This window comes from Paenibacillus sp. FSL F4-0087 (assembly GCF_038020215.1).
Classification (GTDB): domain Bacteria; phylum Bacillota; class Bacilli; order Paenibacillales; family Paenibacillaceae; genus Paenibacillus; species Paenibacillus taichungensis.
Genome location: NZ_JBBODJ010000001.1, coordinates 654,703 through 670,750, shown reverse-complemented (window position 1 = coordinate 670,750; position 16,048 = coordinate 654,703). Strand labels below are relative to the sequence as shown.

The window sequence follows — 16,048 nt, the reverse complement described above, 5'->3', positions numbered from 1 at the left end:
GATAGACCTTTAAAATCGGAGGAAACCCAAAATGCGCAAAACAAAGATTGTATGTACGATTGGTCCATCCAGTGAATCATTGGAAAATACCAAAAAATTGATTATGGCCGGTATGAACGTGGCCCGTTTGAACTTCTCCCACGGTGATTTCGATGAGCACGGCGGACGGATCACAGCAATTCGCCAAGCGTGCGAAGAGCTGAACAAGACAGTAGCGATCTTGCTGGACACCAAAGGACCGGAAATTCGGACAGGTAAACTCGAAGTGGAGCCTATCGAATTGGTTCAAGACGAGTACATCACTTTGACAACAGAAGAAATTCTGGGCACCAAAGAACGTCTTTCCATTACGTATGCAGATCTTCCGAGTGATGTTGAACCGGGATCTACAATTCTGATCGACGACGGTCTGATCGGACTGACTGTGGTGGAAGTGCAAGGCACCGAAATCAAATGCCGTATCGTTAACGGTGGTACGATCAAAAGCAAAAAAGGTGTTAACGTTCCGGGAGTTGCTATTTCTCTGCCGGGTATCACTGAAAAAGATGCCAACGATATCGTATTCGGTATCGAACAAGGTGTCGATTTCATCGCGGCTTCTTTTGTTCGTAAAGCAAGCGACGTCCTTGAGATTCGTGAATTGCTTGAAAAACACAATGCCGGACATATCCAAATCATCTCCAAAATTGAGAACCAACAAGGTGTGGACAACTTGGATGAAATCCTTGAAGTGTCCGATGGCCTGATGGTTGCTCGTGGAGACCTGGGTGTAGAGATTCCTGCGGAAGAAGTACCACTGGTACAAAAACGCATGATCGAAAAATGTAACGTTGCAGGCAAACCGGTTATCACAGCTACACAAATGTTGGATTCCATGCAACGCAACCCGCGTCCAACACGTGCAGAAGCAAGTGACGTGGCTAATGCGATCTTTGACGGTACAGATGCAATCATGTTGTCAGGTGAAACAGCTGCGGGTAAATACCCAGTTGAATCCGTTCTGACAATGTCCCGTATTGCCGAAAAAGCAGAATCCGCTCTGCCTTACCAAGAGCTGTATCTGAAACAACGTGTTGCTCAACAAACAACAGTTACTGAAGCAATCAGCCAATCTGTTGCCCTGTCAGCTCAAGATCTGAACGCTAAAGCGATCATTACTTCGACTGAATCCGGTCATACAGCACGCATGATTTCTAAATATCGTCCAGAATCTCCAATCATCGCGGTGACAACGGAAGACAGAACTTCCCGTCGCCTTGCATTGGCTTGGGGTGTAACACCAGTCAAAGGAAGACTTGTGGATTCCACTGACGCTTTGTTTGAAAATGCAATTGAAGGCGGCGTGAAATCCGGACTTGTAAAAGAAGGAGACCTTGTTGTTATTACAGCGGGTGTACCTTTGGGTCGTTCGGGTTCCACTAACCTGATCAAAGTAAGCCAAATTCCAAACAACGCATAATTGTGTTTGGACGAGAAGCAACAGGAATGAAGCAATGGGGCGTTTGCGTCCCGTTGCTTTTTTTCCATCTTTATGACACTTTAACGCCGCTAGATACGTAAGCATTGGTATATCGAAGGAGGCCTGTAACATGCAACAACAAAGCAATGGCAGTTGGTACACGGCACGCCTTCGCGTGCGTTATCAAGAAAGTGATCAGATGGGTGTTGTCTATCACGCTAACTATTTGAATTGGTTTGAAATCGGTCGAACCGAGATGATTCGCCAAATGGGGTATACATATCGTAAAATGGAGGAACAGGGGTTACTGCTTCCGGTAACCGGACTGGATGTGAAATATCATAAACCTGCCCGGTATGATGATGACATTGTCATTTTCACCCGTATTGCTGCATTTAGTGGTCTGCGACTGAACTATGAGTATGACATAAGGCGCATGACTCCAGACCTTAATGAGCAGATAGACGTTGGGCAACGAGTATGGTCATCTGAGGAGTCCCTTCCTGGTGAACGGTTGGTTACAGGCTCTACCCAGCATGTATGGGTCAATGGGGACTGGAAGCCAGTCAGGCTGGATAAGGCAGCTTCTGAGCTCTACAGCGCGCTTGAGAAAGTGTGGCTTTCAGGAAAGGGGTAATACGTAATGCGAAAATGGATGTGGGCCCTGCTATTAATCATTCCGGTGATTGAACTGTTTGGTTTCATTCTTATGAGTGACTGGATTGGAGCCGGAAAGACACTGCTTCTCATGATTCTCACGTCCTTGATCGGTATAGCAATGTTGCAGTTTGAAGGACGAAAAGTACTTATTGATGCCAAATCCGAGATGGAGCGCGGTAAGGTGCCCGGAAGGAAAATGGTAGATGGACTATTTATTTTTGTCGGTGGTTTCCTACTGTTGATTCCGGGATTTATCACAGATCTGATCGGTTTTACACTGTTGTTTCCAGTAACACGTTCAGTATACCGTCTATTCTTCCTGGGCTGGCTGGAGAAAAAAATGAGAAACGGAAGTATTAAGTTTTATCGTGGTCCGAAAAAATAGGATACACCAGCACGAGTTAAAGAAAGGCACCCACCACCAGATTCGTTCTGATGAGCGGTGCCTTTTTTAATTTTGATGATATGCGGATAACAGAAAACAGAAATCATGATTTCATCGGACACGTCCGTTAATAATGTATGTTCGGAGATCACGGAATACGTTCGCTCGATTGAATGCATCAAGGATAACGAGGCTGACAGGACCGATGATCAAACCGAGTACACCAAATAGCTTCAATCCGACGAACATGCCAACCAATGTGGCGAGAGGGTCCAACCCAACACTGCTGGCAAGCACTTTGGGTTCAATGATTTGGCGGGCAATCAGCACAATAAGATATACAATACTGATGCCGATCCCCAGGTAGAGATCTCCATTCATAAGCAGGTATGCGGCCCAGGGAACCATCACCAAGCCGACGCCGAGATAAGGAAGCAGATCCACCAGACCGATGAGTAAAGCAATTGTGAAGGCAGACTTAACCTGGAGCACAAGCAATCCGATCATGACAAATAATGCGGTGATGGAGATCATGATCAACTGGGCTCGTGCATAACCGAACAGTGCTTTTTTGAGATCATTCCATATGTCAGTAATCGGTTTGCGAATGGAAGAGGGCACCCAGCCCGATACGGTAATGCTATGTCTGGTCCAACTTTTGCTAATAAAGAAAGTTGACAGCAGGACCACGATTAATACGGCTCCCATATTGGGTAGAGAAGTGAGCAGGTTCAGGATCATGTTGAAAAATCCGGTGACCAGATCCGTTACTGCTGTACCTACCGTTTCGGTTGTTTTGCTAATATTGCTGTTAATGGTCTCCTGATAATTGGGATTTTCTTTGTAAAATTCATTAATCTGTCCAATTAAACTCTGAATCGTATCATTCTGAGTCCAGCGGACGAACGTAGCTTTTATCTCATCGACATGAAGGTCGAAGCTCGTCGTTAGTGAAATGACTTCCTTGACCATACGGGTTACCGCGGCAGATAATACGACGACAATGGCCCCGAAATAAATGATTAGTGATAAGGTTACAGCCAGCCAGCGGGGAAATCGGGCCTTGTATTGAAGCAACTTCACCAGAGGATTCATCGCATAGGCGATAATCCAGGCGATGGCAAAAGGATATAACAGCGGGAACAGCAGGTATATGGCAACGGCAATGAGTATGGTCGCGATAATCACCCATAAGCCGCGCAACAGGCGTTTCATTATGATTCTATCCAAGCATCAACTCTCCTTATTCCATTTCAAGCTACCATGAGGGAAGCACAGGAAGCTATCTAGTTAATATAGAGCAAATACACTGATTTGAAACGCCAGGATGTCGTCGAATTATATCTTTTCTTTTGCCTAGAGTATGCCTCATGTTCACAAAATATAGCAATGAAAACTTGATTTATAGCACGGATTTATATAAAAAGAATAAAATGTCAACCTTGTTTTTGTAAAGGTTTTCAAAAATGCTTTATCGGTCTGATAAAGAAGTTTGATGTGCGGATGACCTCGCATCATGTTCACATAAACGACAAAATCCAGTATGATGAGATAAGGAAATACCGATTGACAGATATGAAAACCGGATATTGAGGTATTTATTAATTTTAAAATGTAAATGGTTACAAAAGAAGGACGAGTGCGTTTGAGCACGTAGATGACACTCTGGATGGGTTCTTGATTTCGTTTATTAAAGGAGAGATGTAATATGACAGCTACCAAAGGTCTGGAAGGCATCGTTGCAACAACCTCTTCGATCAGCTCCATTGTAGACGGTGTGCTTACATACCGTGGTTACGATATTGACGATCTGGCAGAACATGCAAGCTTTGAAGAAGTTGCCTATTTACTGTGGTTTGGTAAATTGCCAACTACGGATGAACTGAAATCCCTTCGCAAAAGCCTGAGCGATTACGCGCCGATTCCGAGCGAGTTGATTGCACAAATCCAATTGTATCCGAAAAACATGAGTACCATGGCAGCACTGCGTTCCGCAGTATCCGCACTGGCTCTGTACGATGAGCAGGCTGACGAGATGACAGCGGAAGCGAATGAGAACAAAGCGGTTAAGCTGCAAGCGCAGTTGCCAACCATTGTGGCAGCCATAGCCCGTATCCGTCAGGGCAAAGAACCTGTGGCCCCAAAAGAAGGCGCTTCCATCGCAGAAAACTTTTTATATATGATGACTGGAGAACAACCAGCCGAGACTGCTGTTAAAGCCCTTGATCAAGCGCTTGTCCTGCATGCGGATCACGAGTTGAACGCTTCTACATTTGCAGCACGTGTAACAGTAGCTACGCTGTCCGACATCTATTCGGGAGTAACTTCTGCGATTGGCGCATTGAAGGGACCATTGCATGGCGGTGCAAATGAAGCCGTTATGAAAATGCTGAATGAGATTGGTACACCTGATCGTCTGGAGGCGGCTATTCAAGAAAAATTGAACAACCGTGAGAAGATCATGGGCTTTGGACACCGTGTATACAAAAATGGAGACCCACGTGCAAAACATCTGCAAAAGATGTCCAAGGAACTGGGAGAAATGAACAACGATACACGCCTGTACGAAATGTCGGTGAAGATCGAAGAACTGGTAACAGGACAAAAAGGTCTGAAACCAAATGTAGATTTCTATTCCGCTTCCGTATACACCCAATTGGGTATTGAAGAGGTACTGTTTACACCAATCTTTGCGATTAGCCGTGTATCAGGTTGGACTGCTCATATTCTGGAACAACTTGCGGATAACCGTATTATTCGTCCGCGCGCCGAGTACACAGGCCCAACAGATCAGAAGTACGTTTCAATCGAACTTCGCTAATGGCATCAAAACCAGTATAATAAAAAAGGATGAAGGGTATAACCTGTTGGCTAATACGGTCAGCCTGTTCATAACCCTTCCTCCAACAAGACAAGCGGTATGTTATCATACTGCATCTACGAAACCCAAGGAGGAATTATACTAATGAAATTAGAAAAATTTGCTCACCCAACTGAAGGCGAAAAAATTCAAATTGATAACGGTACACTGCAAGTACCTAATAACCCGATCATTCCATTTATCGAAGGTGACGGTACAGGCCGTGACATCTGGAAAGCTTCCAAACGTGTATTGGATGCAGCTGTTGAAAAAGCATATGACGGCAACAAAAAAATCGCATGGTACGAAGTGTTTGCTGGCGAGAAAGCATTCAATACATACGGGGAGTGGCTGCCAAACGATACGCTTGAAGCCATTCGCGAGTATATCGTAGCGATTAAAGGACCACTGACTACACCTATCGGCGGCGGAATTCGTTCCCTGAACGTAGCGCTTCGTCAAGAACTGGATCTGTACACTTGCTTGCGTCCTGTTCGTTATTTTGATGGTGTACCTTCTCCGGTTAAACGTCCTGAGCTGGTAGACATGGTCATTTTCCGTGAGAATACGGAAGATATCTATGCGGGTATTGAATACGCAGAAGGTTCCGAAGAAGTGAAAAAAGTAATCCAATTCCTGCAACAGGAGATGGGAGCAAACAAAATCCGCTTCCCTGAAACTTCCGGTATTGGTATCAAGCCAGTATCTTCTGAAGGTTCCAAACGTTTGGTACGTGCAGCAGTACAATATGCCATCGATCACAACCGTAAGAGCGTTACATTGGTACACAAAGGTAATATCATGAAATTTACAGAAGGTGCCTTCAAAAACTGGGGTTATGAAGTTGCTGAAGAAGAGTTCGCTGATAAAGTGTTCACTTGGGCACAATACGATATCATTAAAGAAAAAGACGGTACGGATGCAGCTAATGCAGCTCAAAAAGCAGCTGAAGATGCTGGCAAAATCATCGTGAAAGATGCTATTGCCGATATCGCTCTGCAACAAGTATTGACTCGTCCAGGTGAGTTCGATGTAATCGCAACGTTGAACCTGAACGGTGACTATCTGTCCGATGCACTTGCTGCACAAGTTGGCGGAATTGGTATCGCTCCAGGAGCGAACATCAACTATGTAACAGGACATGCTATCTTCGAAGCTACTCATGGTACTGCACCTAAATATGCAGACAAAGATGTCGTGAACCCTGGTTCCGTTATTCTGTCCGGCGTTATGTTGCTTGAGCACCTGGGATGGCAAGAAGCAGCTAACCTGATCTACAAAGGTATGGAAACTTCCATCAACAACAAAACAGTAACTTATGACTTTGCACGTCTGATGGACGGCGCTACTGAAGTGAAATGTTCTGAATTTGCTGATCAAATCATTAAAAACCTGTAAGGGGAGATGTGAATCGTGACTATTCAGCGCAAAAAAATCACAGTAGTCGGCGCCGGATTTACCGGAGCTACAACGGCTTTGATGCTTGCCCAAAAAGAACTCGGGGATGTAATTCTGGTTGATATTCCACAACTGGAAAACCCGACTAAAGGTAAAGCGCTCGACATGTGGGAAGCTAGTCCTGTTCAGGGCTTCGACAGCAATATCGTCGGTACTTCCAACTACGAGGATACTGCAGGTTCGGAGATTGTTATTATTACGGCAGGTATTGCCCGTAAACCGGGTATGAGCCGTGATGATCTGGTCAACACGAATGCAGGAATCGTGAAGTCTGTTTGTGAAAATGTGAAAAAATATTGCCCTGATTCCATCGTCATTATTCTAAGCAACCCGGTAGATGCAATGACATATGCAGCTTATCAGACGCTTGGTTTTCCTAAAAACCGCGTAATCGGTCAGTCCGGTGTACTGGATACTGCACGTTATTGTACATTCATTGCACAAGAGCTGAATGTATCGGTTGAAGACGTCCGTGGATTCGTTCTTGGCGGGCACGGAGACGATATGGTACCACTCGTTCGTTATTCCAGCGTTGGCGGGATTCCAATCGATACCCTCATCCCGGCAGATCGCATTGAAGCCATCGTACAACGCACACGTGTTGGCGGCGGTGAGATCGTGAACCTGCTTGGAAATGGCAGCGCATATTATGCACCAGCAGCTTCATTGGTGCAAATGACTGAAGCCATTTTGAAAGACAAAAAACGAATCATTCCGGTTATTGCTTACCTTGAAGGGGAATATGGCTACAACGACTTGTTCCTTGGTGTGCCAACCGTTCTGGGTGGTAACGGAATCGAAAAAATATTTGAACTGGAACTGACTGCTGAAGAAAAAGCGGGACTAGACAAATCTGCGGATTCGGTTCGTAACGTCATTTCAGTAGTAAACCTGTAAGTTTGAAATTTTTTTGACAGGAACAGACAGAAAACCTCCGGATCAATCGGAGGTTTTCTTTTCTTTGGATAAGTTCCCCAGTATAATGAGATGTGATGTATAGCACACTGAATGAAATTTTTGAGGAGGATGGACATTTTGACAATGATTATGTATTTGCTCCATATTATTGGAGCACTGGCGATGGGCTTCTATCTGATCTTGCCATTCGTAGTTGGCAAAATCCGGACCTTGAGTGTCGCCGCTCAAGAGGGAGCATTTGCATCGCTCCGTTCATTGAACCGTATCGCACAGTACGGACTTGTGATTCAGCTTCTTACGGGTGGTTACTTGATGACCAAGGGTGACTATTCCTATGTGTGGATGGGCGTAGTAGTGGTATTGTTGCTGGCTATCGCAGCAATTGGTGGCATTATGGGGAAACCGCTACGGTTGGCAGCAGAGGCTGTGAAAAGCAATCGTGACGTCAGTGCAGAGCAGAGCAAGATTCGTACGTTCAGCACATTACTGGCCGTATTCCTGCTCATTATGGTATATCTGATGGTAAACAACCAGGTAATCTAATAACTGCTGCGAACAAGTTTTATTGGCGAGCTTAACTTAAAACGTTTGCACTTCTAACGTTGGGACAAGCTGAATAAGAAAGTGAAATCTTGAATCGTAGTAAAATAGACAGCCCAGAGGCTGTCTATTTTTGTTCGCTTGGTTTGGCAAAATGTCTGATAAGAAGCAAGGTGTGTGGTGTTGAACTGCGGCATGTATGGGTTCACTTTGTTTACTCTACATTTAGTTAACTCAGGCTCACAGCGTGGGCAAATACGGTGTTACGACCGTTACGCTTGGATTCATATAGTGCTGTATCGGCATCACGCAGTAAGGATTCCAGAGAATCGGACCCTCCATTATATTGCGCCACTCCAAAGCTTGAAGTCAGTGGAATACGAGTACCTTGTACCTCCAGCGGGTCATTCAACAAAGCCACGCGTAACTTCTCAGCAAGCTGCTCACCGTCTTGGAGGGAGGCATTGGGTACCGCGATAACAAACTCTTCTCCTCCATAACGTGCAAACAACATCTCCGAATTCAGATAACGATTACATACAGAGACCACATGAATGATCGCCTGATCGCCAACGTCATGTCCATAGGTGTCGTTAATTCGTTTGAAAAAATCAATGTCAAATAATATAAAGGCTGCAGGCCGCAGATTAAGCTGGGCTTCGCTCAGTATCTCTCGACCTCTAAGTAGGAACTGCGTACGGTTATAAATTTTGGTGAGACCATCAAAGTAAGCCATTTGTTTCAGTTGTTCCTGAAGGAAACGTTGCTCTGTAATATCAATCAGCATAATCAGAGTGCCAACGGCCTGTCCTTCTTTGTTATAAACATAAGAGGTCCTTACTTGATAACAGACGGTCTCTCCGCTCAATTGCCAGTACAAATCGGTTTGCAGACCTTCTCGGCCATATTCTACTGGAAAGGTCTCGCCGGCAAGGGACAGCCATATATCGTTCAAATGTTGACCCACCATGCTGAAATCAAGCTCTGGAAGCATATCACGCAGAGATTTGTTGTAATCGACGAGACGATTGGAACTATCCAGCACAATAACGCCTTCACGCATGCTCTCAAAGATACTATCTTTGGCAATAGGTACGATGGTTAGCAGTCGGGATGATAGAATGGCCCAGATGTACATTGCGGATGTAATGCACATGAGAACCGGAACCGGGTCCATACCACCTGGGGTCAGACCAAGCAAATACACAAAGGCCGCTACCATAGGAATAAGTTGTGAAGTGATCAGTGTGAGTAACTGACGACGATACATCTTTTTGGTATGTTTCCATTGTCCGACGAGAATAAGGCAGGCACATAGCAGACAGGAAAAGGTGAATGCACCATGAACAACGTACCATTGCCCTATGGCAATATCCATTAGAGGGACGGGACTGTCTTCTCTTAGCCATACTCTTTTATAGAAAAGATGATGAAAATCATTTGTTGCGACCATGAACAAGGTAATGGAAGGGATTACAAACAGCGCCGCAGAAGCTTTTTTGGATAACTTCTTACCTGTGTATTGCATCATGAGCATCAGTCCAAGAGAGGCGGAGAAAGGCATGCCGATGTATTCGACGACCGTCCAGAATTTCATCTGCTCCAGTGTATTGCTGGCGAGTTCAATCGCGTATCCGAAGGTGTAAACAGACAGAGCTGCTGTATAGAGAATGAATATCTTCGAACTTGGGATTTCTGCTCTTCTAACATAAGTATATAAACACAGAAAAACATTCAGCACAGCTGAAGTAGTTACAAGTGTTATATAAGAATTAATGTGCGATTCCATGGGTTAGGTCTCCATATTAGATCAGAATATTTGCTAAGTTGGAAGTACGACAGTCTCATTCAAACTGAATTAATGCTGTTTAAAGCTTATCTGTATACTGTACATTGTACATCAGCCCCTACGGCATAGGAATACAATTTGGGTGGTGAATCGGTCAATTTCGAAAAAATTTCGAATGTATGGAAATATAGATCGAATTCAATGCGGCTTTGCCTCAGTTACAGCATGTTTACGAGAGAAGATAAAGAAACAACCATTTTAGTATAGGGAATTTGTTGTTTAACTGCCAAAAGCGAGTGGTAAGTATGTATCGAGGCAATAGATCAGGGACTTTGAAGCATGACTGTTGAAAAAGGGAATAATCTGTAATGTTCATGCCATCCTACAGAATGAGACTAGATCAGATATTCCATTTTGAGAGGAGAAATGCCAGATGTCAACCAACACACAAAACAAAAAGACGATGCCAGCCCAACATCAGAATCAGCGCCCGGGTATTGAATCGGAGATGCACCCTAAGCCAGAGTTTGAGAAACCTGAATATAAAGCAGCCGGTAAATTGTTGGATAAGGTTGCTCTGATCACGGGTGGAGACAGCGGAATTGGACGTGCTGTTGCCGTTACATATGCGAAGGAAGGCGCAGATGTAGCGATTGTATACCTGAGTGAACATGAGGATGCAGAAGAGACCAAACGTCAGGTCGAGCAGGAAGGACGCAAATGTATTTTGATTGCCGGTGACATTGGTGACAATGCCTTTGCCAAGAAATCCGTGCAACAGACAGTAGATCAGCTGGGCAAGCTGGATATTGTCGTGAATAATGCAGCGGAGCAGCATCCCCAGCAGCAGCTGGAGGATATTACTCCAGAACAGTTGGAGCGTACGTTCCGCACAAATATTTTTGGCATGTTTTATATTACACAGGCTGCTCTGCCACATCTTAAGAAAGGCAGTACAATCATTAATACAACCTCCATTACCGCATATCGCGGAAATCCGACGTTAATTGATTATTCATCTACGAAAGGAGCTATCACTTCATTTACACGCTCCTTGTCGATGAACGTTGTGGAGAAGGGAATTCGTGTGAATGCTGTCGCTCCAGGGCCGATTTGGACCCCGCTCATTCCATCCACATTTGATGAGAAAAAAGTGAGCGAATTTGGTGCAACTCAGCCGATGAAACGTCCAGGGCAACCGGATGAACTGGCTCCAGCTTACGTGTATCTCGCTTCGGACGATTCTTCCTACGTGAGCGGTCAGGTGATGCACGTTAATGGCGGCGAAGTGGTCAACGGATAATCCATTGACGGCGTAATTCGAATGAAGGCGTATCGTTTACCAGCACGACTGGTCGATACGTCTTTTTTTATGAGTATATTGCGAAATGGATTTAATTTTGATCCTGTTTACAAAAGTCGTGATCGGCGTTGATACAATCATGATATTTTATCATTAGGCTTGCCAGTGGATAGTTCTAGAACAGCTGCCGCTCTGCTGCTTATCAAAAATGGCAGGGTCTCCATGCTATCTGTGATATGATATAGACCGAACAAGTAAGCTTCGGGGGCGGTCATATGAAGATTAGCAAACAAAATGCAGCACACTATATATGGGGTGGACAATGTGATGGCTGGCATCTCGTCCAAAATGAAGCACTGAGCGTTATTCATGAACGTATGCCTGCAGGAACATCTGAAACCCGGCATTATCATTCGATAAGTCGTCAGTTCTTTTTCATCCTTAGTGGTGAGGCCTGTATGGAACTTAACGGGGAAGAGTTCATGCTCGGACCCCATGAAGGGATAGAAATTGCGCCGAAGATGCCACATCAGATGCAGAATCGTGGAGAAGCAGATGTGGAGTTTCTTGTTATTTCACAGCCCACCACTCGTGGTGATCGAATAGAAATGGATACGTAATTATTAATTTTATAACAAAGGAAGAGATAGATGAGACCGTTCCGAATTCGCCTTGCCATCATTATGATGGTGCTGATCGGTATTTCCGTCATTGTTGCGGGTTATACGATGGGCAGAGTTTTTAAGACTACTCACATTACCGCACTGGAGCAAACGATGGTGCGTGAGATCAACTTGCTCAAAGCAACGTTCCCGTTTCATGATGCAACTGATCCAAACAATGCAGAGACACAGAAATATTACTCTGAACGTGCTGTCGAGCTGGATCGACTGACGGATTCACGGGTAACCTTTATCAATAAAGACGGAACGGTCATTGGCGACTCGGAGAGCGATCCCAATTCAATGGACAACCACTTGAACCGTCAGGAGATTAAAGAAGCGGTTGGACAAAACTATGGTCAGTCAATTCGTTATAGTGCAACATTAGGACAGGACATGCTGTATGTTGCGCTTCCTGTGAATTCGGATCAAAGCGACATGATTGAGTTACCCAATGGGAAATTTGACGGTTACATTCGACTATCCATGAGCCTTGAAGCTGTAGATCAGGGTCTTCAGCAGGGATGGATTTTGATGTTCTTCACCCTGGGCCTTCTGTTTCTGATTGTGGCTTTGGTAAGTTACCGGGTTGCGCGGGGACTGACATCACCCATTGAGCATATTACGAAGGTGGCTCACCGGATCACCAAGCTGGATTATGATGCGAGAGTGGATGTAACTCGAAATGATGAGATCGGTCAACTGGGACTTGCCATTAATGGAATGGCAGACAGCCTTCAGATGCAGCTAAAAACGATTAGAGATAATGAAGCGCTGCTGCAAAGCGTGCTTGCCAACATGACAGGCGGCATTATCATGATTGATGCAGGTCAATCCATTGCGCTGGTTAACCGGGAAGCGGAGCGTATGCTTGGCATTCAGGCGGAGCGGGTTACCGGGAAACCTTATATTGAATTGAAGCGGCATTATGAGCTGACGCGCACGATTGAAGAAAGTGTTGCATTGCGAGAACCAATGCATGAAGAAGTAAGTGTGTTCAATCCGGTGGAAAAATTGATTCGTATTGATGGAGTACCGATGTCTGAAGATGACGGCGCTTATCGGGGAATGCTCTTCCTCCTTCAGGATGTAACAGCAATCCGCAGGCTGGAATCGATGCGCAGTGAGTTCGTAGCAAATGTATCTCATGAACTTAAGACGCCGGTAGCTGCAGTCAAAGGTTTTGCCGAAACGCTTCTTAGCGGTGGCGTACAGGATAAAGAGACAGAGCGTTCATTCTTGCAAATCATATATGATGAAGGTGACAGACTGAACCGATTGATCGGAGATATTCTGGAATTATCCAAAATTGAGTCCAAACGGGCTCCGCTGCAGTGTTCACCTGTGCATGTGCATTCGTTCTTCGAGATGGTTCTGGGTACCTTGTCCAAGGTGGCGGAGAAGAAAGAGATTCGGCTGGAGATGAATGTTCCCGAAGAATTGTATATTGAAGCTGATGAGGATAAAATGAAGCAGATCTTTATTAATCTGTTATCCAACGGCATTAATTACACTCCTGAGGGTGGACGGGTAAAACTACAAGTGTCGGTTGAACATAATGAGGACGAAGAAGAAGTTGTATTTGCAGTATCCGACACAGGAATTGGTATTCCGAAGAAAGATTTGCCGCGGATTTTTGAACGCTTCTATCGGGTAGACAAGGGCAGATCCCGTAATTCGGGAGGAACTGGACTTGGACTTTCAATTGTGAAACATCTGGTAGAATTGCACCATGGCAAACTGTCTGTAGAGAGTGAACTTGGCATGGGGACTACGTTTCGTGTTATCCTTCCATTAATTCAGGATGAAGAAATCTAGTGCAATGGAAGTGAAATGTAAAAGGAATGCGCTGTTTTACACAGAGTTAACAATTAGGTGCTATGATAAACAAAGTGTTGTGGCAACAGACAACCTATAGGAGAGAAGGGGTATCATGGCGCAGCGTTTGCTCGTTATTGAAGATGAACCAACATTATCAAGATTGCTTACGTACAACCTGACACAAGAGGGCTATGATGTTATTGCTGAGGATCACGGATCTTCAGGTTATGATCGGGCGTTGTCCCAGGAATTTGATCTGATTCTGCTGGATCTGATGCTTCCTGGAATGAATGGTCTGGATATTCTGAACAAGTTACGAATTCAGGGTGTCAGCACACCGGTCATTATTCTCACAGCCAAAAACGGTGAAGCCGAAGTTGTACAAGGCTTAAAATCAGGTGCCGATGATTATATTACGAAGCCATTTGGTGTATCTGAATTGCTTGCACGTGTAGATGCGGTGTTAAGACGTTATTCGAACGGTGAAGATTTGCCGCAGCCAGAGGATAAGGACGGTTCACGTATTATTCTGGGAGAGCTTGAGATTTATCCTTTGAAGTATGAAGTGACACTGGGTGGACAATCCATCAGTCTTCGTCCCAAGGAATTCGAGGTACTGCTTTATCTGGCCAAGAAGCCGGGTGTTGTGCTTACTCGGGATGATCTGATGAATGCGGTCTGGGGCTTCGATTATATCGGAGGACAGCGCACGGTGGACGTTCATGTCAGTTCATTACGGAAAAAGTTGGAGCTTGATCCGGAATCGGTTCACATTGATTCAATTCGCGGTGTAGGTTATAAATTAGTTGTAAAAAGAAAAACTCCCCATCATTCAAGTTAACAATGATCGGGGAGTTTTATTTTACATTCCGTTAACACAAACAATTATTTTCCTTTACGTATAGGGAGTAGGATGAAGCTGTCTGAGTGATACTTTGTACCTACATATCCCACCTCAGGACGGAGCTCATACGTAAAGGAGATTGCGCATTTATGCCCATGTTGCTCGAAGTGAAGCCCGACCAGCCCGAAGAAATAATAGATACGCAACAGGATCAAGTTATAGCTCCCATGGGAGAGCAAAAAGATGATGATAAAGTTGGGGGCACCAAAGAGAATGTAATCTCATTAAGGGATTATTGCCGTCAAATACCTGTAATTGACGTTCACACTACCTGTGGGGAAGCGGCAAGCCTGCTCAATCAGGATCAGGAGTACCCTTGTATTGTATTATGTGATGATCACATGCAGCCATTAGGTTTGTTGATGCGAGAGACGTTATACCGGATGTTGAATGGACGCTTCGCGGCAGATCTCTTCTATCGGAAGCCGGTTGTACATGTAGCGGACTCTTCTCCTGTTATTGTCGATGTGCATGCAGAAGCGACTGCGATTATTGACATTGCTCTGGCGCGCAGTGAGCAATATTTCTACGATTGTTTGATCGTTACGGAAGAAGACCGATTGCTGGGTGTGCTGACGATGAGGGATGTCATGTCCCTTTCCCGTAAGCTGCAGCATGTGGCTTCGGAAGAACGTGTACATATTATTACACAGAGCAGGCAGGAAATAACGAGAATTAACGACTCTGTCATCAAACTGGTTCAAGCAGCTCGAAAGGCGGGGCAAGAAGCGTCTCAGATCATGCAGTTATCCGAACGGGGAGCAAGCAGTCTCAATCAGGTTGATGCTTCCTATAACCGTGTATATCAGCATATGGAGGGCCAGCAGAAGCACGCGGATGACATGCTTCGCTCCATCGATATGGGTTCCGGGATGGCGTGTTCCATTCGTTCATTGGCTGACCAAAGCGGGCTACTCGCCATGAATGCTTCCATTGAAGCGGCACATGCGGGGGAGTATGGACGGGGTTTCCAGGTCGTCGCTGGTGAGATTCGCGCACTAGCCAAGCAGACCCGTGAGGTTGCGGGTAATATGTCCTCTTTACTGGATGATATCGGGGGATTGACCAGACAGACTGTAGAACTGGTGAGAGCAAGCTCGGCAGAGATTGATAACAGCTCTGTTCATGTAAACGAAGGTGGGGCTGCGTTCAAACAATTGAACACGGCTGTAGCAGGCATGTCCCATATTACAGCGGATATCGCGATGGAAGGCAATACGGCGGGAGAATTGGCTGGGCACATTCGGGAGAGACTGCAAGATATGGTCCAGGCGGATGACTAAACGAAG

The 16,048-nt window shown here is 45.2% G+C and carries 14 protein-coding genes; 12 read left to right on the top strand and 2 right to left on the bottom strand.

All coding sequences use genetic code 11. The features are described 5' to 3' along the window. Positions 1-31: 31 nt before the first annotated feature. The 3 genes from pyk to MHB84_RS03095 all read left to right on the top strand — a co-directional run bounded on the left by pyk (position 32) and on the right by MHB84_RS03095 (position 2,504). Entirely contained in the window at positions 32-1,459 is a 1,428-nt protein-coding gene (pyk, locus tag MHB84_RS03105; RefSeq protein WP_063568089.1) for a pyruvate kinase, read from the top strand. Positions 1,460-1,589: 130 nt separating this feature from the next. Further along, positions 1,590-2,096 carry an acyl-CoA thioesterase gene (locus MHB84_RS03100; RefSeq protein ID WP_076289788.1) on the top strand — a complete coding sequence of 169 codons (507 nt, stop codon included), beginning with the start codon at positions 1,590-1,592 and terminating at the stop codon, positions 2,094-2,096. A 6-nt stretch (positions 2,097-2,102) separates the two neighbouring features. Further along, on the top strand, positions 2,103-2,504 hold the full coding sequence (locus tag MHB84_RS03095) for an FxsA family protein (protein WP_076289787.1): 402 nt from the start codon (positions 2,103-2,105) through the stop codon (positions 2,502-2,504). Positions 2,505-2,615: 111 nt separating this feature from the next. On the opposite strand, the gene ytvI is transcribed toward MHB84_RS03095, so the two are convergent. Beyond that, positions 2,616-3,734: a sporulation integral membrane protein YtvI gene (ytvI, locus tag MHB84_RS03090; RefSeq protein ID WP_076289786.1), complete on the bottom strand. Its 1,119-nt coding sequence runs from the start codon at positions 3,732-3,734 to the stop codon at positions 2,616-2,618. A 478-nt stretch (positions 3,735-4,212) separates the two neighbouring features. Here ytvI and citZ point away from each other — a divergent pair, with 478 nt between their 5' ends. From citZ to MHB84_RS03070, 4 genes are all read left to right on the top strand, one after another. Then, positions 4,213-5,325, top strand: coding sequence for a citrate synthase (gene citZ, locus MHB84_RS03085; protein WP_076289785.1), 1,113 nt, complete (start codon positions 4,213-4,215; stop codon positions 5,323-5,325). 144 nt (positions 5,326-5,469) lie between these two features. Then, the gene (icd, locus tag MHB84_RS03080; RefSeq protein ID WP_062329572.1) at positions 5,470-6,762 is read left to right on the top strand and encodes an NADP-dependent isocitrate dehydrogenase; all 1,293 of its coding nucleotides are present in this window, start codon (positions 5,470-5,472) and stop codon (positions 6,760-6,762) included. A gap of 15 nt (positions 6,763-6,777) precedes the next feature. Beyond that, positions 6,778-7,719 (top strand): malate dehydrogenase, encoded by a 942-nt coding sequence (gene mdh, locus MHB84_RS03075; protein ID WP_076289784.1) that lies wholly within the window; start codon positions 6,778-6,780, stop codon positions 7,717-7,719. A 138-nt stretch (positions 7,720-7,857) separates the two neighbouring features. Next, the gene (locus MHB84_RS03070; RefSeq protein WP_099854726.1) at positions 7,858-8,283 is read left to right on the top strand and encodes a hypothetical protein; all 426 of its coding nucleotides are present in this window, start codon (positions 7,858-7,860) and stop codon (positions 8,281-8,283) included. 226 nt (positions 8,284-8,509) lie between these two features. On the opposite strand, the gene MHB84_RS03065 is transcribed toward MHB84_RS03070, so the two are convergent. Next, on the bottom strand, positions 8,510-10,069 hold the full coding sequence (locus tag MHB84_RS03065) for a histidine kinase N-terminal 7TM domain-containing diguanylate cyclase (RefSeq protein WP_076289783.1): 1,560 nt from the start codon (positions 10,067-10,069) through the stop codon (positions 8,510-8,512). Positions 10,070-10,502: 433 nt separating this feature from the next. On the opposite strand from MHB84_RS03065, the gene MHB84_RS03060 reads away from it, so the two are divergent. The 5 genes from MHB84_RS03060 to MHB84_RS03040 all read left to right on the top strand — a co-directional run bounded on the left by MHB84_RS03060 (position 10,503) and on the right by MHB84_RS03040 (position 16,042). Further along, on the top strand, positions 10,503-11,372 hold the full coding sequence (locus MHB84_RS03060) for an SDR family oxidoreductase (protein WP_076289782.1): 870 nt from the start codon (positions 10,503-10,505) through the stop codon (positions 11,370-11,372). 275 nt (positions 11,373-11,647) lie between these two features. After that, the gene (locus MHB84_RS03055; RefSeq protein ID WP_076289781.1) at positions 11,648-11,992 is read left to right on the top strand and encodes a cupin domain-containing protein; all 345 of its coding nucleotides are present in this window, start codon (positions 11,648-11,650) and stop codon (positions 11,990-11,992) included. Positions 11,993-12,022: 30 nt separating this feature from the next. Beyond that, a complete protein-coding gene (pnpS, locus tag MHB84_RS03050) occupies positions 12,023-13,852 on the top strand; it encodes a two-component system histidine kinase PnpS (protein WP_076289780.1) in 1,830 nt (609 codons plus the stop codon). Positions 13,853-13,967: 115 nt separating this feature from the next. Beyond that, positions 13,968-14,696: a response regulator transcription factor gene (locus MHB84_RS03045; protein ID WP_053783546.1), complete on the top strand. Its 729-nt coding sequence runs from the start codon at positions 13,968-13,970 to the stop codon at positions 14,694-14,696. A gap of 152 nt (positions 14,697-14,848) precedes the next feature. After that, positions 14,849-16,042, top strand: a complete 1,194-nt coding sequence (locus MHB84_RS03040) for a methyl-accepting chemotaxis protein (RefSeq protein WP_076289779.1) — start codon at positions 14,849-14,851, stop codon at positions 16,040-16,042. Positions 16,043-16,048 lie beyond the last annotated feature (6 nt).